The sequence below is a fragment of the Paraburkholderia sp. CNPSo 3274 genome (assembly GCF_024206475.1).
Taxonomy (GTDB): Bacteria; Pseudomonadota; Gammaproteobacteria; order Burkholderiales; family Burkholderiaceae; genus Paraburkholderia.
Map to the genome: position 1 here is coordinate 38,420 of NZ_JAMBPR010000004.1, position 22,844 is coordinate 61,263.

The 22,844-nt window shown below is 64.7% G+C and carries 21 protein-coding genes; 10 read left to right on the top strand and 11 right to left on the bottom strand.

The features are described from left to right. The first annotated feature begins 105 nt into the window (after positions 1–105). Positions 106–936 (top strand): carbon-nitrogen hydrolase family protein, encoded by an 831-nt coding sequence (locus M3I54_RS03565; protein ID WP_254333080.1) that lies wholly within the window; start codon positions 106–108, stop codon positions 934–936. A 132-nt stretch (positions 937–1,068) separates the two neighbouring features. Further along, positions 1,069–2,424, top strand: a complete 1,356-nt coding sequence (locus M3I54_RS03570; RefSeq protein ID WP_254333081.1) for an APC family permease — start codon at positions 1,069–1,071, stop codon at positions 2,422–2,424. A gap of 98 nt (positions 2,425–2,522) precedes the next feature. Here the strand turns inward: M3I54_RS03570 and M3I54_RS03575 are convergent, their stop codons facing one another. Beyond that, positions 2,523–3,194: a GntR family transcriptional regulator gene (locus M3I54_RS03575; protein ID WP_254333082.1), complete on the bottom strand. Its 672-nt coding sequence runs from the start codon at positions 3,192–3,194 to the stop codon at positions 2,523–2,525. 916 nt (positions 3,195–4,110) lie between these two features. Between M3I54_RS03575 and M3I54_RS03580 the strand changes: the two genes are divergently transcribed. Continuing rightward, positions 4,111–5,142: a DUF2242 domain-containing protein gene (locus M3I54_RS03580; protein WP_254333083.1), complete on the top strand. Its 1,032-nt coding sequence runs from the start codon at positions 4,111–4,113 to the stop codon at positions 5,140–5,142. A 76-nt stretch (positions 5,143–5,218) separates the two neighbouring features. On the opposite strand, the gene M3I54_RS03585 is transcribed toward M3I54_RS03580, so the two are convergent. After that, positions 5,219–5,845: a LysE family translocator gene (locus M3I54_RS03585; RefSeq protein WP_254333084.1), complete on the bottom strand. Its 627-nt coding sequence runs from the start codon at positions 5,843–5,845 to the stop codon at positions 5,219–5,221. A gap of 406 nt (positions 5,846–6,251) precedes the next feature. On the opposite strand from M3I54_RS03585, the gene M3I54_RS03590 reads away from it, so the two are divergent. Next, entirely contained in the window at positions 6,252–6,734 is a 483-nt protein-coding gene (locus M3I54_RS03590) for an Lrp/AsnC family transcriptional regulator (protein ID WP_028202732.1), read from the top strand. Positions 6,735–6,773: 39 nt separating this feature from the next. Here the strand turns inward: M3I54_RS03590 and M3I54_RS03595 are convergent, their stop codons facing one another. The 6 genes from M3I54_RS03595 to M3I54_RS03620 all read right to left on the bottom strand — a co-directional run bounded on the left by M3I54_RS03595 (position 6,774) and on the right by M3I54_RS03620 (position 12,862). Then, the gene (locus M3I54_RS03595; RefSeq protein ID WP_254333085.1) at positions 6,774–7,436 is read right to left on the bottom strand and encodes an OmpA family protein; all 663 of its coding nucleotides are present in this window, start codon (positions 7,434–7,436) and stop codon (positions 6,774–6,776) included. A gap of 7 nt (positions 7,437–7,443) precedes the next feature. Beyond that, positions 7,444–8,247: a flagellar motor protein gene (locus tag M3I54_RS03600; protein ID WP_254333087.1), complete on the bottom strand. Its 804-nt coding sequence runs from the start codon at positions 8,245–8,247 to the stop codon at positions 7,444–7,446. A gap of 14 nt (positions 8,248–8,261) precedes the next feature. Then, positions 8,262–9,488 carry a cyclic nucleotide-binding domain-containing protein gene (locus M3I54_RS03605; RefSeq protein WP_254333089.1) on the bottom strand — a complete coding sequence of 409 codons (1,227 nt, stop codon included), beginning with the start codon at positions 9,486–9,488 and terminating at the stop codon, positions 8,262–8,264. A gap of 317 nt (positions 9,489–9,805) precedes the next feature. Beyond that, the gene (locus M3I54_RS03610) at positions 9,806–10,036 is read right to left on the bottom strand and encodes a DUF2783 domain-containing protein (RefSeq protein ID WP_254333091.1); all 231 of its coding nucleotides are present in this window, start codon (positions 10,034–10,036) and stop codon (positions 9,806–9,808) included. 18 nt (positions 10,037–10,054) lie between these two features. Then, on the bottom strand, positions 10,055–11,767 hold the full coding sequence (locus M3I54_RS03615) for an FAD-dependent oxidoreductase (RefSeq protein ID WP_254333094.1): 1,713 nt from the start codon (positions 11,765–11,767) through the stop codon (positions 10,055–10,057). A 135-nt stretch (positions 11,768–11,902) separates the two neighbouring features. Beyond that, positions 11,903–12,862 (bottom strand): MBL fold metallo-hydrolase, encoded by a 960-nt coding sequence (locus M3I54_RS03620; RefSeq protein ID WP_254333096.1) that lies wholly within the window; start codon positions 12,860–12,862, stop codon positions 11,903–11,905. Positions 12,863–13,145: 283 nt separating this feature from the next. On the opposite strand from M3I54_RS03620, the gene M3I54_RS03625 reads away from it, so the two are divergent. Genes M3I54_RS03625 through M3I54_RS03635 form a run of 3 tightly spaced genes read left to right on the top strand, consistent with a single transcriptional unit; the run spans position 13,146 to position 16,388 of the window. Then, complete coding sequence (locus M3I54_RS03625; protein WP_254333098.1) at positions 13,146–14,018, top strand: IclR family transcriptional regulator; 873 nt, start codon at positions 13,146–13,148, stop codon at positions 14,016–14,018. Then, a complete protein-coding gene (locus M3I54_RS03630; protein ID WP_254333100.1) occupies positions 14,006–14,869 on the top strand; it encodes an IclR family transcriptional regulator in 864 nt (287 codons plus the stop codon). Before M3I54_RS03625 ends, M3I54_RS03630 begins: the two co-directional genes overlap by 13 nt. Before the next feature lie 55 nt (positions 14,870–14,924). Continuing rightward, positions 14,925–16,388 carry a cytochrome P450 gene (locus M3I54_RS03635; RefSeq protein WP_254333102.1) on the top strand — a complete coding sequence of 488 codons (1,464 nt, stop codon included), beginning with the start codon at positions 14,925–14,927 and terminating at the stop codon, positions 16,386–16,388. Between the two features lie 3 nt (positions 16,389–16,391). Here M3I54_RS03635 and M3I54_RS03640 read toward each other — a convergent pair whose 3' ends face one another. The 3 genes from M3I54_RS03640 to M3I54_RS03650 all read right to left on the bottom strand — a co-directional run bounded on the left by M3I54_RS03640 (position 16,392) and on the right by M3I54_RS03650 (position 19,276). Further along, on the bottom strand, positions 16,392–17,303 hold the full coding sequence (locus M3I54_RS03640; protein WP_254333105.1) for a MurR/RpiR family transcriptional regulator: 912 nt from the start codon (positions 17,301–17,303) through the stop codon (positions 16,392–16,394). Between the two features lie 76 nt (positions 17,304–17,379). Further along, entirely contained in the window at positions 17,380–18,441 is a 1,062-nt protein-coding gene (locus tag M3I54_RS03645; protein ID WP_254333107.1) for an ABC transporter ATP-binding protein, read from the bottom strand. Between the two features lie 52 nt (positions 18,442–18,493). Beyond that, on the bottom strand, positions 18,494–19,276 hold the full coding sequence (locus tag M3I54_RS03650) for an SDR family oxidoreductase (protein WP_254333109.1): 783 nt from the start codon (positions 19,274–19,276) through the stop codon (positions 18,494–18,496). Between the two features lie 348 nt (positions 19,277–19,624). On the opposite strand from M3I54_RS03650, the gene M3I54_RS03655 reads away from it, so the two are divergent. The 3 genes from M3I54_RS03655 to M3I54_RS03665 all read left to right on the top strand — a co-directional run bounded on the left by M3I54_RS03655 (position 19,625) and on the right by M3I54_RS03665 (position 22,801). Continuing rightward, entirely contained in the window at positions 19,625–20,857 is a 1,233-nt protein-coding gene (locus M3I54_RS03655; RefSeq protein ID WP_254333110.1) for an ABC transporter substrate-binding protein, read from the top strand. Between the two features lie 196 nt (positions 20,858–21,053). Next, positions 21,054–21,959 carry a carbohydrate ABC transporter permease gene (locus tag M3I54_RS03660; RefSeq protein WP_254333111.1) on the top strand — a complete coding sequence of 302 codons (906 nt, stop codon included), beginning with the start codon at positions 21,054–21,056 and terminating at the stop codon, positions 21,957–21,959. Next, the gene (locus M3I54_RS03665) at positions 21,956–22,801 is read left to right on the top strand and encodes a carbohydrate ABC transporter permease (RefSeq protein ID WP_233884094.1); all 846 of its coding nucleotides are present in this window, start codon (positions 21,956–21,958) and stop codon (positions 22,799–22,801) included. The genes M3I54_RS03660 and M3I54_RS03665 overlap by 4 nt, the downstream gene beginning before the upstream one ends. Positions 22,802–22,844: the final 43 nt, after the last annotated feature.

The window sequence follows — 22,844 nt, forward strand, 5'->3', positions numbered from 1 at the left end:
AGGGTAACCCTGCAGGGTAATTTCTCGACAAAAATAACGTGGAGATAATAGCCGCTCCTGACGCCCACGCGGTGCTTTACGTAATACATAAGGAAGGAGACAAGCATGCAACTCGAACTCGCGCAGATCCCGGTCGTGGACGGCGCAGTCGCTCCCAACCTCGCCCGCGTACTCGACGCTACGGCCAGGCGCCGCGAAGGCAGCGATCTCATCGTCTTTCCCGAAGCCACGCTCACGGGCTTCCCCACACGCGAGAACGTACGCGACGTGGCCGAATCGCTCGATGGTCCGTCTTTGAGCAAAGTGCGTGACGCCGCGCGCGCCGCGAATGTCGGCGTGGCGGTCGGCCTCGCCGAGCGTGACGGCGATCGCTTCTACAACACGACCGTGCTGATCGACGAACGCGGCGACATCGCGCTGCGTTACCGCAAGACGCATCTGTGGGCCACGGACGTGGGCGTGTTCACGCCCGGTGACCGCTACGAGGTGTGCGAATACAAGGGCACGACCGTTGGTCTGCTGATCTGCTACGACATCGAGTTTCCCGAAACGGCGCGCGCCGTGGCCTCGCTCGGCGCGGAAATGCTCGTCGTCACGAACGGGAATATGGATCCATTCGGCCCCGTCCATCGCCGCGCGATCGTCGCGCGCGCCATGGAGAACCAGATGTTCGCCGCGCTCGTGAACCGCACCGGTGACGGCGACGACAACCTCACGTTCCCCGGCGAAACAGCGCTCGTGAGCCCGTTCGGCGACGTGCTCTGCGAGTTGAAGAACGAAGACGCGGTGCTCCACGCGAAGGTGGATCGCGCGCTGCTCGCGCAAAGCCGCGAACATTACAGCTATCTGCACGACGCACGCATTGCGCTCAATCTCGCGGACGAGAACGACGCGCAAGGCCGCCGCTCGCTCAATATCCGCCCGCGCACGCGTTAAAGGCCTTACGAGCGTTAGGCAGCAAGACCCGGTAACACGCCCGGCAACCAGCGATCCGGCAAGCCGCCATGCGTGGCTCGCCCGGCTCGCCCATGCCTGCCAGAACTGCAGCACCCAGGAGACAACTGCATCATGAAGCCTGCCTCGCCGTCGCATGAACGCGGCACACAAGAACACCACCTGAAGCGCACGCTCGGCCTGCCGTCCGTGCTCCTGTTCGGCCTCGCCTACATGGCGCCGCTGATCGTCTACGGCACCTACGGCGTGCTCGCCGGCGCAAGCCAGGACACCGCCGCTCTCGCGTATCTCATCGCGCTAGTCGCAATCGTCTTCACGGCGCTCAGCTACGGCAAGCTCGCGCGCCTTTTCCCTGTGGCGGGTTCGGCCTACACGTACACGCGCAAGAGCTTCAATTCGCACCTGGGCTTCATGATCGGCTGGGCCACACTGCTCGATTACTTCTTCCTGCCGATGGTGATCTGGCTGATCGGCGCGGCGTATCTTGGCGCGGCGTTCCCGAGCGTGCCCACGTGGATCTGGATCGTCGCGTTCATCGTGCTCACGAGTGCGCTGAACGTCATCGGCATCGAACTCGCCGCGCGGTTCAACATCGTGCTCATGGTCGTGCAGCTCGGCATTGCGGCAATGTTCGTCGTCCTGTGTTTGCACTACGCCTCTGCGGCCGCGGGCCCGGGCGGCCTCATCGCGGCGCAGCCATTCTTCCAGCCGCACGTGCCGCTCTCGGCCACGATGGCGGGCGCTGCGATCGCCGCGTATTCGTACCTCGGCTTCGACGCCGTTTCCACGCTCACCGAGGAAACCATCGAGCCCGAAAAGACCATCCCGCGCGCCATCGTGCTGATTGCGCTGGTGGGCGGCGCCATCTTCGTGATCGCCGCGTACACGCTGCAGCTCGCGCATCCGGGCGCCGTGTTCAAGGACCCCGATTCGGCCGCGTTCGAAATCGCGCGCAAGGTGGGCGGCGATATCTTCGTGACGATTTTCCTCGCGGGCCTGATCCTCGCGCAGTTCGCCTCGGGCATCTCGGCGCAGGCCAGCGTGGGGCGTCTGCTCTATGCGATGGGCCGCGATGAAGTGCTGCCCAAGTCGATTTTCGGCTACATTCACCCGCGCTTTCGCACGCCTGCGATCAACATCGCGATTGCCGGTGTCGTCGGTTTGATCGCGCTGAAACTCGACGTGGCCACGTCCACCTCGTTCATCAATTTCGGCGCGTTCCTCGCGTTCACTTCGGTGAACCTGTGCGTGATCCGCCAGTACTTCAGCGGCGCTGCGGGCACGCGTGGCTTTGGGTTGCTCGGCGGTCTGGTGTTCCCGCTGATCGGCGCCGTGACCGACATCTGGCTGCTGTGCAGCCTCGAAAAGACCGCCATCGTGCTCGGCGTAATCTGGTTCGTGCTGGGCCTCGTGTACCTCGGCTGGATCACGCGGTGCTTCCGCCAGGCGCCGCCCGAAATGGCAGTTTAAGCGAAGTGCTTCACAGGTAAGTCTGCTTCAAGCAAAACGGCGAGCGTCCCTTACGGGGCGCTCGCCGTTTTTCCATCCAGCGCAGCAAAGATAAACGCTCAGCTATCCAAACCAGCCAGCCGCGCCGCCGCCATCACTTCGCGCCTGGTATCGAGAATATGCCGCTCGATCAGCGCCACCACTTCTTCCACGGCGCGCCGCTTGCAGGCATCGACGATCGCGTAGTGATCGCTTTGCACCTCGTTCTTCTCCGTATCGAGCGACATGCGCAGATGCGGATATCGATTCGTCGTACTCAGGCAGTACTCCTCGATCATCTTGCGCAGCCGCGAATTATTCGCGGGCGCGCACAGCGCCAGATGGAACTGGCGGTTGCATTCGGCCCACTCCGCGGGTGACGAAGCGGCGTCGTACGCGGCGAGAATGCGCTTCATCACGTCGATGTCGCCGGCCACCATGTTCGGCACCGCGAGCTTCGCCGCATAGGTCTCCAGCGCCGCGCGAATGTCGAGCAGTTCGCAGATCTCCTGCGTGGACATGGCGATCACCACCGCGCCGCGATTGAGCTGGTAGCTCACGAGCCCTTCGGCCTCGAGCTGCCGCAGCGCCTCGCGCACGGGAATGCGGCTCGCGCCGAAGCGCTCCGCAAGGCTCTCCTGGCGCAGCTGCGCACCGGGCAGCAGCACGCCGCGCAGGATCTCGTCGCGCAGCTGGTCGCGGATCGTTTGAGGCAGCGATCGCTGGTCTTCCTTAGCCTGCACTGTCGTCATGAGCTCGTAGGCGCCGGGCGGACGAACGCCGTCCGACGAAAAAGTGTTGTCGTCAATATTTTTGCCTGCCAGAATTGGATACAATTCAATCGCTTTTGGATATTTAGACTGGAAATATGGATCCGTCAGCCATTCCCACTGTGCCGTGTCCTTGTCTGGAGACTGTATAGGTTTCTGTAAGCATCTGAAAACCAAGCAATTTTAGCGTATCCACCGGGCCGTCCCGAGGCTGTTGCGTGCGCAACGGTTTCGCTCGGCAAACCGCCATCTGGCGGCCGGCTTCTTCTGCTTCACCCCTGCGCAAAAAGGCACGCCGCGCGCTCCGAACGCGGTGCGGGCCCGGCTGCGCCCATGAAAAACGTAGACCGCTGAGGAGAGAACCAGGATGAACCCAAGCAAACACCATCTGCGCCTGCGCGCACCCGTTGTTCTTGCCGCCGTCGCGGCCCTGTGGAGCGCTAGCGCGCTCGCCCAGGCCACCGACGTCAAGATCGGCTTTGCCGCCCCGCTCACGGGCGGCCAGGCTCACTACGGCGCGGACTTTGTACGGCGACCTCAAATACGGCGGCGTGACGGTCTACAAGGTCGTGAACGGCAAGTGGCAGCCGCTCACGACGGTCGGCACGAAGTAAGTCGACGAAGTGAGCCGGCGCCGGGTTGACACGGGCTTTCGCGTTGGGCGGAAGCCCGTTTTTTTCGTCATGTGAGATGTAAGCTTCGAAACGCCTTCGTCCAGCTTTCGAAATACCTCTAAAAAACGAGCGTTCGGTCGTGCGCAGCGGAACCGAACTACAATGCATCCCGTCCGATGCAATGCCGCATTGCTGCCCTGTTTGCCCCGAACATGTCCCGTTTTTCGAAAGTCGTCCCTCGTTGGCCCGCCCCGCTTCGCAGCGCCGTCCTCGCCGTAACCACGGTGACGCTGGCCGCTGCGCTCGGCGCGTGCTCCTCGCCCAAGCCCGGATTCCAGGAAGATCAGCTGCTGAGTACGGCGCCCAGCCAGTTCTCGCGCAGCTTCAGTTACGCGAGCACTGACGCCTGCGAGTCGTCGCGCCGCGCGCTGCTGAGCCAGGGCTACATGACGACGATGACGCGCAACGACACCGTCGACGCCACGAAGAACTTCCAGCCGACGATGGATCAACACATCGTCGTGGAGGTGCACGTGGTCTGCACGCCGGGCGACGCGAGCAATACGAGCATGGTGTATGTGAACGCCGTGCAGAACGGCTACGCGCTCAAGAAGAGCGATACCTCGGCGAGCGTCGGGCTCTCGATTCTGGGGTCGGTCTCTCTGCCTATTCGCTCGAACAGCGACGAAATGGTGAAGATTTCGAGCGAGACGATCCAGTCTGGCCCGTTTTATTCACGATTCTTCGATCTGGTGGGGAAGTATTTGAACGCTTCGGCGCGCAGTGAGCCGGTGCCCGGCAGCGGCGCGATCAAGATTTCGCCGTTGCCGCCGCCTATCGAGCCGGTCACGGCAAGCGCCGCGCCTGCCGGTACCACGGTGGGGTCGGCCGCGCCGGCTGCCGCCGCAGCGGCTGCGGCGACGGGTGCGGCGGTGTTGCATAGCACCACGCTGCCGGCCGCGCCGGTAGTGACAGCGCCATCGGTTGCGCCCGCGTCTGCCCCTGCCACGGCGACGCCCGCGCCCGCCGCTTCTGCTCCGGGCGCATCCGCACCGGTCGACCACGGCGCTGCGGCTGCGGCGGCGATCATGGGCGTGCCGGCGACGGTTTCGGCAAACCCGCAGGCTGCGGGGCTCGCGGCGAGTGTGACCACTCACAACGCGGCGACGCCTGTGGCGGCGTCTGCGCCTGTTGCGGCGCCGGCACAAACGCTCGCGTCGACTTCGGCGATCTCTGGCAGCCAGAGCGTGGCAGCGGAAACGGCAACGCCGTCGGCTGCGACGGCCACGCCGGCCGCATCGACTCCCTCGCCTTAAGCGCCGCCGCGCGCCAAACCGGCGCCACGCCAACCGGCTCGCGCACACCCGCACGAGCCATCCGCCGCCTGCCCGCTCAGCGCAAGCCGGCCATCATCGCGCCCATTCCCACGAGCAGGCTGCCCATCAGGCGATTCACGGCGCGCATGCGCCTGGGCCGCTGCAGCACGTGGCGCAGCCGGTGCGAAAACAGCGCCATCGAAGCCACGCCGCCCGCAAACAGCAGCGCAAACGTCGCCGCCAGCAGCAAGTACCGACGGTTGGCGCTCCAGGGCGCATCGGCACTCATGAACTGCGGGAAAAACGAAGGGAAGAACAGCAAGGTCTTCGGATTGAGCCCGGAGGTCGCGAATCCGCGCCAGAACAAATCGCGACGGCTTGCATCGTCGGCTTCGGCAGGCGCATCCGTGCCCGTCAGAGAGCGGCTGCGCCACTGTTTGCAGCCCAGCCAGACAAGATAGGCCGCACCCAGCCAGCGTAACAACGTAAGTGAATGCTCACTAATGAGCAGCAGCGAATTGAGGCACAGCGCCGTCAGCGCGAGCTGGAGCAGCACCGCGAGCGTGCCGCCCCAGACGCAGGGCAGCGCGCGGCGCCAGCCGGCGTGGAGCGACTGGCTCATGGTGAGCACATTGACGGGACCGGGCGTGTAGACAAGGACGAGCGCGGCGGCGAGAAAAGATAGATACAGCTGAATCGACATTGCGGGGCGTGCTGGCGAAGACGTTGTGACGAACGGCGCTCGGGGTAGCGAAAGGTATCGAAAACGGGTATCGAAAACGGGCAACAAAAAACCGCGCGAAAGCGCGGTTTTCAAATGCCATCTGCCTGACCGGACATTGCCGGCTGCGTGGTGAACGCGCGCAACGCCCGGTAGCCGCCGCAGGGTGCAACGGAAACCGGCCCTGACGGACCACCGCGGCTCGTGGCTGCGGCGGCGCTCCCCACTGCGGGGAGGTGGCCGCGTGGGTCGTGCCAGGCAAGAAGGCATGTGGAAAATATACCGGGGAATAGCCGGTATAGGCTTCCGGTTTTCCGGAATAAATGATCAATCTACGGAATCTTCTTCCGCTAAAATTGCTCCCACCTGTACAAGATTCTTTTTTACCATGAGCCCTCGTGAACGCCCGCCCAAAGCGCTCGACAACCAGGACCGCAAGATCCTCAGCGCCCTGCAAAAGAACGCCCGACTTTCGAACGCCGAACTGGCCGAGCAGGTCGGCATGTCCACCACCGCGTGCTGGAACCGCACGCGCCAGCTCGAAGCCGATGGCTATATCGACGGCTATGTCGCGCTCGTGAACCAGCAAAAGCTGGGCTACGCCGACATCGTGATTCTGGAAGTGACGCTCGACCGCCACGAAGACGACGCGCTCGCGCGCTTCGGCGCCGAACTCGCGGCGCTCCCCGAAGTGCTGGAGGCCTATCTCGTCTCCGGCGAGTACGACTACTGGATCAAGGTGGCGGTGGACGGCACCGCCGGCTACGAGCGTTTCCTGCGCGAGAAGCTCTATCGCATCTCGAGCATTCGCCACAGCCGGTCGATGTTCGCCTTGCGCTGCATGAAGGATGTGCCGTCCATGCAGGTGTAACGCGCGTTTGCTTTGGCAATCACGCGAAGGGTGAGCGCTTCAGCGCTGCACGATCAACGTCACTCGCCGATTCAGCGCGCGGCTCGCGGGGTCGTTGCCTGCCACGAGCGGGAAGTTGTCGGCGCGGCCAATCGCGGCGAGCCGGTGAGGCTCGAGGCCGCGCTCGACCAGATAGCGCACCACCGCGCCCGCGCGCGCCGAAGAGAGCTCCCAGTTCGACGCGTATTTCGCGTTCGAAATCGGCGTGCTGTCGGTGTGCCCTTCCACGAGGATATTGCCCGCCGGCGCCGCGCGCAGCGCCTCGGCGATACGGCTCAGGACGCCAAGCGATTCGGGCAGCAGCGTCGCATCGCCCGCGTTGAACAGGATCTTCGCGTTGATGCCGATCTCCACGCCGCGCGCCGCCGGTACGATCGTGATCTCGCCGCGCTGGCGCAGCGTTTCGAGCGCGGCGAGCAGCGCCTGATCGACGGGAGGCATTTTCTCGACCGATGCCGCCGTGGTCGTGGGTTGTGCCGCCGAGCGTATTTCGGATTCCTTATGCTTTGCGAGCTGCATCGCATAGAGCGCGAGGAACAGCACCATCAACGTCGTGATCAAGTCCGCGTAGGAAATGAGCCAACGGCCGGAACTCGATTCGCCGCCTTCGTCCTCGTCGTGATCGAATTGCGCCGTGAGCGGCAGGTCTTTATCGGCAGTCATGGGTGGGTCAGTTCGCGCGCGTCGTGTCCAACGCCCACACGTTCGCTTCGTCCTGCAAACTGCCGGTCTTGCCGCCTACCTCGCCAGCGAGGCGCGTGGCGATCGTGTGGGGCGACTCCTTGCGCGAAATGGCGAGCAGGCCGTCAAGATAGAGCTTGCGCAGACGCAATTCGTTTTCGATATGCGCGCGCATCTTGCCATATAGCGGCAGAAAAACGAGGTTCGCGAAAGCAAGGCCGTAAAGCGTGGCGACGAAGGCCACGGCAATGCCCGGTCCGAGTTCGGCAGGCTCGATCAGATGCCCCGTGACCTGGATCAGGCCGAGCACCGAGCCGAGAATGCCGAACGTGGGCGCATAGCCGCCCGCCTGCTGCCACACACGCGCCGCCGCCATGTGCTTGCGCCCGGAGGCTTCGAGTTCGCGCTGAAGCGCATCTTCGAGAACGGCGGTCGAAACACCGCTCGCAAGCAGTTCGAGCCCGCGGCGCGCGAACGGATGAATGCCCCGCAGATCCATCGACTCGAATGCGAGCAGACCGTTGAGCTTGGCCTGATCGCCCCACTCCAGCACGACGGCGAGGCTCGCTTCGTCTACGCGCGGCGCTCTCACGAAGGCCATGCGCAAATGCTTCATGGCGTCGAAGAAGCGCGCCCACGTGTTCTGGATCATCACGGCGCCGAGCGTGCCGCCCAGCACGATGGCAAGCGCCTCGGGCTGGAGCAGCGTGACGAAATGGCCGCCTTCTAGCGAGAAGCCCGCGATCACAGCGAGCGCGCCAATGGCGATACCGATCAGGGTAAGCAGATCCATGCGTGTCTCCCAACTCAGCGATCCGCCTGGCGCGCGCCAGGCGATTTGAGTGCACGCACCGCTTCAAGCAGGCGCTGCTCGATGTCCTCGACTTCCACGGGATCGATTTTGATGTCGCGGCGCATGACCCACGACACTTCGTTCTTGCGTGCGTCCGCCATCACCGAGAGCAGGCGCTCGGATACGGCCTGATCCTCGATCGAGGCGAGCAGTTTCGCGAGATCGTAGGTATCGAGCGCACTCACGGCTTCGAACAGCGTGCGCTGATCGACGAACAACAGATCGTCGAGCGCCTTGAGTTCGCCCGAGCCGCGGCTCGCGCGCTTCGAGAAATACGCCACGCCCTTTTGCTCGACGAAGTTGAGCACCTTCGACTTGCGGAACGCGAAGACCTCGTCGGCGATTTCGGCGTGCGAGAGCTTGTTGAGAATGACCTTGCGCTCCACGCCGATCAGCGCTTCGAGATCGCCCAGTTCGATCAGTTCGAGTTCGCTGTTGATCGACACATCGAGATCGCTGTCCGCGACCTGCGTCGCGCGCTCCACGATGCGCACGGGGTCGAACGTCACCACCTGGCGGCCCAATGCGCCTTCTGCCGCTGCCGCGTTATTGGCGAGGTGCGTGGCCTGCCCGCTTTGCATCGCGACGAGATTGAGCTTTTCCATACGCCGGAGCATGGCCATCACATGCGGACGCGAATGGCCGGCCACCGCACGGCATTTCTGCACGACGTCGGCGAGCGGCACGCTCACTTCAGCGCCACTCGCGCCGTGCCGCGACCAGGTATCGCTGCTTTCGGCGCGATCGCTCGCGCCAGCGATCAGCGCGAGCACGTGCGCGTACGAAAGTACGCCCGGCATGAAGTCGGCATGGGTGTAGGTGGCGAGCAGATCGTCCTTCGCCTTGACCCGCCGCGTGAGCGTGCGCACCACGTGGCGCAGCATCGGCGTGACGCGTTCGAGTTCTTCTTCGATGAGGCTCGCCGACACGACGGTCAACTGGCAAAAGCTGAGCGCCTTCGCCGTGTTCGGTCGCGGTTCCGCGCCGAGCAGCGCGGTCTCGCCGAAAAATTCTCCGCGTCCCAGCGTGGCCATCACGACTTTCTTGTCGTCGCAGCGGGTGGAGATTTCGACCTTGCCGTCGGCGATCACGAAGATCAACCGTTCGCCTGCAAAGCCTTCCGAATAAATGATCTCGCCCGGCGCCGCCGTACGCGACCATGTTTGACTGCTGCGATTCAAGTTCTATCCCCGGAAAACGATTCTATCGCCCGCATTTGTCTGACTATCTCATGCGTGTGCGAAGTGAGTGCTACGTGCCGCGTTTACGGCGTTTCCCAAGACGTTCTTGAATCACCTTGCATAGATGACACGCGTGGAAAGCGTGCCGAAAGCCCTTGGCGCGAGCCTGTGCGCCGATGTGTCGTGCGCGCTTTACAAGCGCAAACGATTGCTTGCGCAAGAAGTGCTGCAAATGGGCCGTGAATCGCGTGGCGTAAATGAATGCGGCCAGTTCGCACTGGCCGCATGTGTCAACGCTATCAGTCTCTTTCAGTCTTTCACGCCGCAAGTTTTCCCGTCGCGCCGTTGCTCGCCGGCGCACTCACGCCTGCGCGCGCGAAGCGAAGCGCTTGCATCAGCGTTTCGTGCTCGCCAATGTGGTTCGCGAGCAGCAGGATCAGTTGCGCATTGGCCGATTGACTTTGCGCCTCGTCGAGATCGCGATGCATGTCGATCAGCGCTTCGTAAAAGTCGTCCGGTCTGGCCAGATTCGGTTGGGTGTTCAGCATGGTTGTCTCCTCGTTCCTCTATGCCGTGCCTTGCACGCAAAGCGCCCGCTTGAGCGCGCTCTCCACGCACGCCGCATCGGCGCGCCGCCAGCGCGCGCTCACGTGCTGGTCCGGACGAATCAGATAGAACGCGCCGTCCAGCGCACCGTAGCGCTGCGCCGCCAGCCCCTGCATGTCGCGCAACACCACCGTTGATGCCGGCAGACCCGGGGGCACAGCCGCATCGCCTTCGAGCATCACCACGAACTTGAGCGGCACCGGTGAACGCGAAAGCGCGTGCAGCGTGTCGACCGTCGTGGTATCGAACGCCGAGCCAGCACGGCTGAAAACGAGGCCCGAGAACTGGTCGCCCAGATGCGCAAGCAGCCAGCTCTCGTCACCCGCTGCGTTTCGCACCGGCGCGTCTGCGCACGAAGCGCCCGGCTCCATCTGGCCGTCGAACGTCTCTTCGTCGGGCGTGTTCAAGGTCGATTCGCGCAACACCGCCGGCACGGAAAGCCGGCCGCTGTTCACCAGTTGCCGCGCAAATGCATGCTCGCGAGCGAGCGTCAGCACCGCGTCGCGGAACACGCGGCTCACGGCGCTCTTCGGCGTGATGAAGTCGGTCGAGCGCGTGGAGTTGCGGATGTTTTCGTCGGCTGCGTATTCGCGCTCGCTCGCGTAGGTGTCGAGCAGCGCGTCGGGCGCATGGTTCTCCAGCACCATTGCGAGCTTCCATGCGAGGTTCTCGCCGTCCTGGAACCCACTATTCGCACCGCGCGCGCCGAACGGTGAAACCAGATGCGCCGAGTCGCCCGCGAACAGCACGTTGCCCTGGCGGAAGCTGTCCATGCGCAGGCACGAGAACGTGTAGATGCTCACCCACTCCAGCTCGAACTTCACGTCGGGCCCGAGCAGCGCGCGCACACGCGGAATCACGCGCTCGGGCGTTTTTTCGAGCACCGGGTCGGCGTCCCAGCCGAGCTGGAAGTCGATGCGCCAGACGTTGTCCGGCTGGCGATGCAGTAGCACCGACTGGTTCGGATGGAACGGCGGATCGAACCAGAACCAGCGTTCGGTGGGGAAGTCGGCTTCCATCTTCACGTCGGCGATGAGGAAGCGGTCCTTGAACGTGCGGCCGTGGCTGTCGAGGCCGAGCAGCTTGCGCAGCGGGCTGCGCGAGCCGTCGGCGGCCACCACGTAGCGCGCGAGCAGCGTGTACGGGCCGTCGGGCGTTTCGATTTCGAGCGCGACGTGTGCATCGCTTGCGCCCGGCGTGCCGTGCTGCGCGACGCCCGTCACCTTGTTTTTCCAGCGGATTTCGAGGTTCGGCAATGCCTGCGCACGCTCGAGCAGGTAGCCTTCCACGTAGTACTGCTGAAGATTCACGAAAGCCGGTCGATGATGACCGCTTTCGGGCAGCAGGTTGAACGTGTAGACGAGTTCGTCCTTGCGGAACACCTTGCCCACGTTCCAGCTCACGCCCTTTTCGACCATGCGATCGCCGCAGCCGAGGCGATCGAAGATATCGAGCGAGCGCTTGGAAAAGCAGATGGCGCGCGAGCCCGTGGAAAGCGTGCAGTCGTCGTCCACGAGCACCACCTGCACGCCTTGCCGCGCGAGGTCGATGGCCGTCGCAAGGCCCACCGGCCCCGCGCCGACCACCACGACCGGACGCACGCACGCGGCGGCGTCTGGGGTTTGTTCGCTGCATCGCGCGTAGTCGAAGCTCAGCGTCTGATAGTCGATCATCGTTTTGTCTCCTGTCGACCAGAGTTGGCGCTTTAGCGCCTTACTCTGGTCCCATGCCGCTGTCGATCGCAGTTGGCGCTTTAGCGCCTACTGCGATCCCAGGCAAGGCTCCACGTATTCCAGACGTTTGTCGCTTTAGTCCTGCAGCGCGTCCCACATCTCCTTGTCGCGCTGCGCCGTCCAGATGCGCGGATGCGTCATGCCGCTCGCCTCGTCATAAGCACGCGTCACGTCGAATGGCAGGCAGTGCTCATAGATGAACACGTGGCCGAACTTCGGGTCCATTGCCTCGCGCGTGAGCGACATCGCGCCCTTCAGGTCGAGCTTCTGTTCCACGGCGGCGCGGCCTTGGGCGAGCAGCGTGGTCACGAAGTCCTTCGTGTAATCGAGACCCTTGTTGACTTCCGCGGGGTTGAGCAGCGCGGGGCCGCGGCCGGGCACGAGCTTTTCGGCGCCAAGCGAGCGCAGCGCTTCGAGCGTGGCGGGCCAGTCGGCAAGCTGGGCGTCGCCGCAATAGCACGCAGCGTCGTATTCGACGAGGTCTCCCGAGAACAGCACCTTCTGCTGCGGCAGCCACACCACCGTGTCGCCCTTCGTGTGACCCGAGCCGAGGTGCGCGATCTTCACTTCGAGCTTGCCGAGGAACAGCGTGATTTCCTTCTCGAACACGAGCGTGGGCCACGTGAGGCCCGGCACCGTTTCCACGCCTGCAAAGAGACGCGGGAAGCGCTCGATTTCCGACTTCATGTCGGCTTCGCCGCGCTCGACGATCATTTCATACGTGCCGCGGCTCGCGATGATCTGCTGCGCGCCTTCCTTGAAGTACGCCGAAGCGCCCAGCACGCGCACCGCGTGATAGTGCGAGAGCACGACGTATTTGATGGGCTTGTCGGTAACGGTGCGGATCTTGGCGATGAGGTCCTGCGCCATGGCGGGTGTGGCCGTGGTGTCGACGATCAGCACGCCGTCGTCGCCGATGATGACACCCGAGTTGGGGTCGCCTTCCGTGGTGTACGCGTATGCGTTTTCCGAGAGCTGCGTGAAGGTGACCTTCTTTTCTTCGAGGTCGGCCTGGGATGCGAACGCCTTTGCCATGTTGAGTCTCCGTATCGAGGGGCTCTTGAAGCCGGGCGGGGCGAAGCACGCGAGGGCCGGGCGCGTTGAGCGCCAACCCTGGTTGTCTCGCCCCGTTTGAAATTGAAATGGACCGCTGTTGTGTCGGGGTGAGGCCATCATGGTCTTCCCGTTTTTATTTGTCAATAGCGAATTATATTGCTATACGCTAATTTCTACCCGGAGCGCGCCGCAGCCCGTGCGGTCGCCAACGGCTGCCGCCGTTCAGTTAACATGGACCCTTTTTCAGCCAGAGAAAAGCGCAATGAGACGTCGCAACGAAAACGCCGCGTCCGCGCCGGAAAGCAGCGCGACGGCGGCCCGCACGCAGCGCGGCATTCAGAGCGTGGAGGTAGGCGGACGCCTGCTGCGCGCCCTCGCCGACGCGCGCGCGCCGCTTGGCGCCACCGATCTCGCGGCGAGCGGCGACATTCCGTCGAGCCAGGCGCACGCCTATCTCGTGAGCCTGACACGTCTCGGGCTCATCAAGCGCGACGCGCTTTCGGGGCGCTATGAGCCCGGCCCGCTCGCGCTGCGCCTCGGCCTGCTGCATCTTGCGCAGCAACCCGCGCTGCGCGAGGCCGTGCCGCGCGCCGCCGCGCTCGCGCAGGCGCTCAACTGCAGCGTCGCGCTGTGTATTGCCGGGCCGCAGGGGCCGACTATCGTGCGCTACGAGCACGCGAGCCTGCCGCTGCACGTGAACCTGCATGTCGGCACGGTGATGTCGCTGCGGGCCACGGCCACGGGCCGTGCGTTCTGCGCGTTCCTCGGGCCCGAGGCGCTCGAAACCGCATGGGCCACACAAACCGCGCAGCCGGTGTGGCGCGGCACCAGCCACGTGGCCAGTGCCGCGAGCGCGCCCCAGGAAAGCACGCCCGACGCCGCTTTCCTCGCCTCGCTCGACGCCATCCGCGCGCGCGGCTACGAACTCGCCATCGACGCGCCCAGCCCCGGTGTGAGCAGCGTGTGCGTGCCCGTGCTCGGCCCTGGGCGCGAACCGAGCCTCACGCTCACCGCTATCGGCGCAAGCGGGGCGCTCGACGTACGCGCGAACGGCGCGGTCGTGCGCGCGCTGCGCGACGCTGCTGCTGACATCGCCGCCACCGCTTTTCCTTCGACACCGACATGCCCCGAGTAAGCTCCAAGCCGCCGCGCGACGATGCGACCGAAGACACCGCGGCCAGCTTTGCGCCCGAAGCCGACAAGCCGCAACGCGGCATCCAGTCGCTCGATGTCACGGGCGAGTTGCTCGCCGCGCTCGTCGCGGCGGGCACGCCCTTGCCGTTGCGCGACCTCGCCGCCGCCGCGGGGATGGCGCCCGCCAAGGCCTTCCCGCACCTCGTGAGCCTGCAGAAGATCGGCCTGCTCGCGCGCGACGCGGCGGGCCGCTATGAAGCAGGACCGCTCAGTCTCGAACTCGGCCTGATCGGCCTTGCGCGTCTTTCGCCGGTTCGCGAAGCCGATGCCGAGCTAGTGGGCCTCGCCGCCGCCACCGCGATGAGCGTCGCGCTCGCGGTGCCGGGGCCGCTCGGCCCGACCGTCGTGCGTCTCGAAGAATCGGCGCTGCCGCTGCACGTGAGCCTGCGCCCCGGCACGGTGATGTCGCTCGTGAACACGTCGATCGGACGCGTGTTCGCCGCATGGGTCGACGACGACGTGCGCGCAGCCCTCCTCGCTCAGGACGAACTGCGGCTCGCGGGCGCGAAGCCGCGCGAGGGCGCCACAGCCGCCTACCTCGCGCGGCTCGCCGCCATTCGCGCCGAGGGCGTGGACACGGCGCTCGACAAACCCATTCCCGGCATCAGCACGGTGACCGCGCCCGTGTTCGACCATACCGGCAGCGTTTGCCTCGTGCTCGCGGTGATGGGCCCTTCGGGCAGCCTCGACATCGCGCGAGAAGGCACGGCGGTGCAACTGCTGATCGCCGCCGCGGAACGCCTCTCGCGGCGCTTCGGTTATATGGAAGGCGCGGCGGCCGCGCCGCTATGAGCGCCTTTCGCGCGCAATACAAAAAACAGCACGCCCACCTGATGAGAACCCGCACATGAGCACGGCATCGACCCGCCAAACGTTGCGCCAGATCGCCGACCTGCCCTGCCCGCGCGGCCTGCCGCTGCTCGGCAATCTGCTACAGCTTTCGCCGCCGCGTCTGCATTTGATCCTCGAACAATGGGCCGCCGAGCTCGGCGCGCCCTACCGCTTCCAGGTGGGCGGCATCCCCATCACGATCTGGACCGATACCGAGCTGATCCAGCAGATCATGCGCGAACGCCCGCATCGCTTCCGCCGCTATCAGCCGATCGAAGCGGTGTTCGAAGAGATGGGCTTCAACGGTCTTTTCTCGGCAGAAGGCGTTGCGTGGGAGCCGCAGCGCAAGCTCGTGACGCAAGCGCTCTCGATCCCCAACATCAAGGCGTTCTACCCCACGCTGGCCGATATCACGCAGCGTCTTCACACCCGCTGGCAACGCGCGGCCGAGCGCGGCGAAACCGTCGAGATGACCGACGATCTCAAACGCTACACGGTGGACGTGACGAGCGCGCTCGCCTTCGGCGAAGACCCGCGCACGCTGGAACGCGATCATGGCGTGATTCAGGAGCATCTGGAGCGTATCTTGCCAGGCGTGATGCGGCGCACGAATGCGCTCTTTCCGTACTGGCGATACGTCAAACTGCCGGCGGACCGCAAGCTCGAGCGCTCGCTCGAGGAAGTGCACCGCTACGTCAACGCGATGATGGTACGCGCTCGCGAGCGCATGCGCGACGAGCCATCGGACACGCCGCGCAATCTGCTCGAAGCGATGCTCGCGCAGCAGCAGGCGCCAGGCGGCGACACGTCCATCAGCGACGCGCAGATCCGTGCAAACGTGCTCACGCTCCTGATCGCGGGCGAAGACACGACCGCCGATTCCATCGCGTGGACGCTGCCCTACCTCGCCGCGGACACGGCCTTGCAGCAGCATCTCGGCGACGAAGCTTCACGAGTGCTCGGCAATTCGACGGTATGCGCCGACTACGCAACGTTGAAAGACCTCGATATTTTCGAAGCGATCTGTATCGAAGCCACGCGTCTGCGTCCGGTGGCGTCCGTGCATTCGTTCGAGCCGCTGGAAGACGTTGTGGTGGACAACGTGGCGCTGCCCAAGGGCACGCGCATGTTCTTCGTCGCGCGCCCCGCGATGCTCGACGCCAAGCATTTTGCCGATCCGCAGCGCTACGATCCGTGGCGCTGGATGAAGCGCGGCGAACGCGAAGCCGACGATGAAAAAGCCCATGACGTGCGCGCTTATCTGCAGTTCGGCGCAGGGCCGCGCGTGTGTCCTGGCCGCCATCTCGCGACAGTGGAAATGCGCCTCGCGCTCTCGATGCTGATGAAGTCGTTCACGATCGAACTGGCGATCGATCCCGCGAAGATTCAGGAAGTGCAGGCTTTTACGATGGTGCCGGATACGATGCCGGTGAAGCTCAAGCCGCGCGAAGGCGCAGTCGGAGTCAACAACGTCGCGTAAGCGTCAACGCCCGTCTTCGGGCGTGCCGACCGCCGAAGCATCGTCGGGCGCGCCATCGCTGCGCGCCTGCGCCTCACGCACCTTTTCAAGCGCCTTGGGCCCGAGCCCGAGCGACACGCCCAGCGCGAGCGCATCGAGCACCGCGAGATGCGCGATGCGCACCACGGCGGGCGCGTGCGCATCGCTCGCGGCGGGCACGCGCAGCAAAAGTGGAATATCCACCACCCAGGCGAGACGCGAACCCGCACTCGTGAGCGCGATGGTCGTCGCGCCGCGCTCCTTCGCGATCTGAATGCTCTCGTTCACTTCCACGCTGCGCCCCGACTGCGAGATCGCGAACGCCACGTCGCCCGGTTCGAGCAGCGCCGCGTAAAGGCGCTGCAAATGCGCGTCCGTGAACGCGCTCGCGGCGATATCGAGCCGCAGGAGGCGCAGCGCCGCGTCTTGCGCAACGAGCCCCGAACCCGCGCCCACGCCGAAAAAGTACACGCGCCGCGCGCTGGAGAGCGCCGCAACGGCAGCCTCGAACACCGCCATATCGAGCGAAGCGCGCGCATGGGTCACGCCCTGCACGACCGACTCCGTCACCTTGTCGAGCAGGGTGCCGACCTCGCCGGCCCACCCGGCGCCGCTCGCCTCGCCGCCCGTCATCTCCGTGGCGAGCGCGAAGGGCACGTTGCCCGCCGCGCTCTGCGCGAGCCGCATCTTGAAGTCGCGCAGGCCGTGCGCGCCCACCGCGCGGCAAAAGCGCGTGACGGAGGGTTCGGACACTTCCGCGCGCAACGCAAGCTCGGTGATGCTCGCGCGCATGGCGAAGTCGATGTCGGCAAGCACCATCTCTGCGACCTTGCGCTCGGCGGGACGCAGCGACTCCGCGACATTGCGGATGTGATGGATCAGGTTGGAGACCGGCAAGCTGTTTTTCCCGTGGAAGATACTAGGGTCTGCTCACATGAGGGCCCGCTATCCAGTTTCGATGCGTGCTTCCGCTTCAATCGAGCCGCTTGCCGCTTTCAGTATCGAACAGATGCAGGTGCGCCAAAGGCAAACCTAGCGTCATGCGCTGGCCCGGCGCTACGTCCGGGCGCGCGCGCGTGGTGACGCACCATGTCGTGTCGCCTATTTTCCCGTACATGTGGGTCTCCGCGCCAGTCGGCTCGATCACGTCGACGTTGAACGGCACGTCGCCGCCCGCCTCGATGTGCTCGGGCCGCACGCCAAGCGTCACGCGCGTGCCCGCTTGAGCCTTGCCTTCCGGCAGGGCAATACGCACGCCGTCTTCGAGCACGAGCGCCGTGCCGCGCGCGTCGCTCATCACCGTGCCAACGGCAAAGTTCATCGAAGGCGAGCCCAGGAAGCTCGCCACGAACAGATTGCCCGGTTTGTCGTAAAGGTCGAGCGGGCGGCCAATCTGTTCGATGCGCCCTGCGTTCATCACGACGATGCGGTCGGCCATCGTCATCGCCTCGATCTGGTCGTGCGTGACGTACACCACCGTGTTGCGCAGGCGCTGGTGCAGCGCCTTGATCTCGGTGCGCATCTGCACGCGCAGCTTGGCGTCGAGGTTCGAAAGCGGCTCGTCGAAGAGGAACAGCGCAGGCTCGCGCACCACGGCGCGGCCCATCGCGACGCGCTGGCGCTGGCCGCCCGAGAGCGCGCGCGGCAGGCGCTCCAGGTAGCCCGAAAGGTTGAGCATTTTCGCGGCGGCTTCGATGCGCGGCTTGAACCCGTCCTCGCGCTCCTTGCGAACGCGCGGACCGAACGCGATGTTGTCGTAGACCGAGAGATGCGGGTAGAGCGCGTAGCTCTGGAACACCATCGAGATGTTGCGCTGCTGCGGCGGAAGCGCGTTCGCACGCGTGCCGCCGATGGTGAGGTCGCCGCCGGAGATGTCTTCGAGGCCGGCGATCATGCGCATCACCGTGGTCTTGCCGCAACCCGAGGGGCCGACGAGCACGACGAATTCGCCGTCTTCGATGTCGAGGTCGACGCCGTGCACGACCTGGGTGTCGCCATAGCGCTTGTAGATGCCGTTCAGTTGTACCGCTGCCATGCTGTCCTCGTTTGCGTGAAGTCTTTTCAGGTCGAAACGTCGCGTGCGCGCCTCAGAACGGATCGAGCGTCAACTCGTTCGCCATCAGCCGGTTGCCCGCCATGAGGCCCGCGTCCACGGGCAGCGCCACGCCCGTGATCACGCGCGCCTGCGGCGAGGCGAGAAACTGCACGGCGTCGGCGATATCCTCGGGCGTGGCGACGTCGCCGAGCGGATACCATTTGCTTAGTTCTTCGAATATCTCCGGATGCTGCTCGACACGCGCGCGCCACGCGGGCGTCTTCACCGTGCCGGGACAAACGATGTTCGCACGTATGCCGTGCGGGCCCAGCTCCATGGCGAGCGCCTTCGTGTAGCTCACGAGGGCCGCCTTCGCCGCGCTGTACGCGGGGTGGCCGAGCGCCGAAAGGCCGTTCACCGAGCCGATCAGCACGAGCGCGCCGCGCCGGCGTTCGATCATCGAGGCGCGCACGGCTTCGACCGTGTAGTAGGTCCCGTTCAGGTTCAGGTCGATGTCGCGCCGCCAGCTCGCGGCGTCGGTATGCGCGAGCGTCGTGCCGAGCGCGCCGCCCGCATTCGCCACGGCCACGTCCACCGGGCCGCGCGCCGCCACGCCGCGCGCCACGGCTTCGGTCACGGCGGCCTGATCGCTCACGTCGGCGGCGAGCGGTTCGAGCCGCGCCGCGCCCGCTTCGCCGAATTCCGCCGCGAGCTGTCGCACGCCCGCCGCGTCGCGGTCGAGCGCGAGCACCGTGTCGCCCGCTTCCAGAAACCGTTTGCATAGCGCGCGGCCTATACCGCCGCTCGCGCCCGTCACCAGCACCACCCGGCTCATGTCGACTCTCCGTGCGGCTCGCCAGTCTTGCCGGAGAGCCTGAAAATTTCCTACATACGAATGACACGCGGTTGCCCGTATAGGGGTTTATACCGACCACGTCGCGCTGCTGCAGCGCATGAATTTCCCCTGTTTTACAGCATGTTATGCAAATTCCGGCGTTCGAAACAATATCGAGTTTACCAGGTGACAACGCTTTTTTCATCCTGTAGGATTTTTTCAAACAACGCAACCCAGCAGCCGGGTCACGGCGGCGACATAAGCAGGAACAACCACCAGCAACAACAACCCGCATGGGATGGGACTAAGCGCTAAAGCGCCAATTCCCATCGACACAGGAGAAAGAGAATGTCGTTTCAGGCACGTGCAACCACCATGCTCGGCAAGCTCGCCGTCGCGCTAGCGTTTGCCGGCATCACCGCCGCGGCGCACGCCGATACGGTCCGCGTGACCGTCGCCCACTACAGCGACGCCACCGCCCCGTACTTCGAGAAAATGGCCAAGCAGTTCGAGGCCGCCAATCCCGGCATCACGATCAAGATCGAAGACGTGAACTGGGACTCGCTGCAACAGAAGCTGCAAACGGACATCTCCGGCGGCGCCAACGCCGACCTCGCGATCATCGGCACGCGCTGGCTGCTCGACTTCGTGAAGGACGACATTGCCGAGCCGCTCGACCCGTACATGGATGCGAACTTCAAGGGCCGCTTCATCGGTCCGTTCCTCGCTCCGGGTCAAATCAACGGCAAGACCTACGGCCTGCCGATCGCCGCTTCGGCGCGCGCGCTGTACTACAACAAGGACATGCTCGCTTCGGTCGGCTATCCGAGCGGCCCGAAGACCTGGAACGACGTGATCGACGCCTCGAAGAAGCTGAAGGCGAAGGGCATTGCGGGCTTCGGTCTGCAAGGCAAGGAAATCGAAACCGACGTGTATTTCTACTACGCGTTGTGGACCCACGGCGGCGAAGTGGTGGGCAAGGACGGCAAGGCGGCATTCAACTCGCCGGCTGGCGTGAAGGCCGCGACGCTGTACAAGACCATGATCGACGAAGGTCTCACGCAGCCGGGCGTGACGGGCTACAGCCGTGAAGACGTGCAGAACCTCTTCAAGCAGGGCCGCGTGGCGATGATGATCTCGGCGCCGTTCCTCGCCAAGCAGTTGAAGAAGGAAGCACCGAACATCAAGTACGGCATCGACCCGATCCCGGTTGCGACGACGCCCGCCACCTACGCGGTGACCGACTCGATCATGATGTTCAAGAACTCCAAGGTGAAGAAGAGCGCCTGGAAGTTCCTGGACTACCTGTTCACGAAGGAACCGCGCGTGCAGTTCACGAGCACGGAAGGCTTCCTGCCGACCACGAAGGCTGAAGCGAGCGACCCCGTGTTCCAGGACCCGGACACGCAAGCCTTCATCGCGCTCCTGCCGCATGCGAAGTTCGCGCCGACCGTGACGGGCTGGGAAGACACCGCAAAGGCCGTGACCAACGCGATGCAGTCGGTCTACCTCGGCAAGGCCAAGCCCGCCGATGCGCTGAACCAGGCGGCCACCGAAGCGAACAAGTCGCTTGGCAAGTAAGTTTGGCAAATAAACCTGCAAGCAAGCCTTAATGGCAACACCGGCGCGCGCCCGAAGTTTCCGGCGCGCACCGCAACGCCTGAGAACCGACGTTTCGAAGCACTGACGATTCGACATGACTACGGGTCCCCTGAAGCCCTCGCCCGCCACAGCACCGGCCGGCGATGCCCCCGACCGATCACGCGCACGAACTCGCATGAGCCGACAACCCCGCGCCGTATCCGCGCCCCGCGCGCCCTGGCTCCTGATCGTGCCGAGTCTCGTGCTCGCGCTCTTCATCATCAGCTATCCGATCTTCAACATCGTGTATCAGTCGCTGCACGATGTGTCGCGCTTCGGGCAGATTCGCGACTTCAGCGGCCTGCAGAACTTCTATAACGTGTTCGGCGACCCGGTGTTCATGAGCGCCCTGAGGAACACGCTGATCTGGACATTCTTCGTCGTGGTGGGCACGGTGGGGATTTCCGTGCCGGTCGCGCTCGTGCTCAATCAGGACTTTTACGGCCGCGGCATTGCGCGCACGATCGTCATGCTGCCGTGGTCCGTCTCGCTCACGATGACGGCCGTGGTCTGGCGCTGGGCGTTCAACGACGACTACGGCATGGTCAACGTCACGCTGCAGCGCCTGGGCCTCACTTCCGGGCCGATCCACTGGCTCGCGACGCCCGAATATGCGTTCCCGGTGGAAATCTGCGTGGGCATACTCGTGTCGATACCCTTCACGACCACGATCCTGCTGGGCGGCCTTTCCTCGGTGCCGGGCGATATTTACGAAGCCGCGCGCATCGACGGCGCGAGTGCCTGGCAACAGTTCCGCCAGCTCACGCTGCCGCTGCTCAAGCCGTTCATCAACATGGCGATCCTGCTGAACGTGATCTACGTGTTCAACTCGTTCCCGATCATCTGGGTGATGACGCAAGGCGGTCCCGACGACAGCACGCATATTCTCGTCACCTACCTTTACGAACTCGGCTTCCGGTTAGGACGACCTGGCGAAGCCGCCGCCGTCTCGCTCATCATGCTCGTCATCCTGTTCGCATTCTCGGTCGTCTACCTGCGCCTGCAGGCAAAACGCGGCAGCGCCGAAGGAGACCTCGCATGAACCGCAAGCTCAAACGCTCGATCTGGTGCTGGCTCGCGCTCTCGCCGCTCGTCGTGGCCGTGCTGTTCCCGTTCGCGGTGATGTTCTTCACCTCGTTCAAGCCGGCATCGGAAGTGTTCGTCTATCCGGCGCGCTGGCTGCCGATGCAGTGGCGCTGGCAGAACTATGTCGACATGTGGCAGGCCGCGAACTTCGGCGTCGCGCTGCGCAACAGCATTGTGGTGAGCTGTCTTTCCACCGCGCTCGCGCTCGCCGTGAGCCTGCCGGCCGCCTACGCGCTCGCGCGCTTTCCGTTCCGCGGGCGCGGCGTTTACCGCCAGTTCCTGCTCGTCACGCAGATGCTCTCGCCCATTCTGCTCGTGGTCGGCCTGTTCCGGCTCGCCGCGATGATTCCGTACGGCGATGGCAATCTCGTCGACTCGAAGATCGGCGTGATCGTCTCCTATGCGGCGTTCAATATTGCGTTTGCCGTGTGGATGCTCTCGTCGTATTTCCAGACCGTGCCGCGCGACCTCGAAGAATCGGCGTGGCTCGAAGGCTGCAGCCGCACGGGCGCCGTGTTCCGCGTATTCTTGCCGCTCGCGGTGCCGGCCGTGGTGGTCACGGCGATCTTCACGTTCATCAGCGCGTGGAATGAGTTCGCCGTGGTCTACACGCTGATCCGCTCGCCCGAGAACAAGACGCTCACGGTCCAGGTCACCGACATGGTGGCCGGCAAGTACACCGTGGAATGGCAGCTCGTCATGGCGGCGACGCTCGCGGCCACGCTGCCGGTGTCCGTGGTATTCGCCTGGCTGCAGCGCTACATGGTGAAGGGACTCGCGCTTGGCGCAGTGAAGTAGCAGGAAGGCTCGCGCGCGCCGGGGCGCAACATCCCGACGCGCG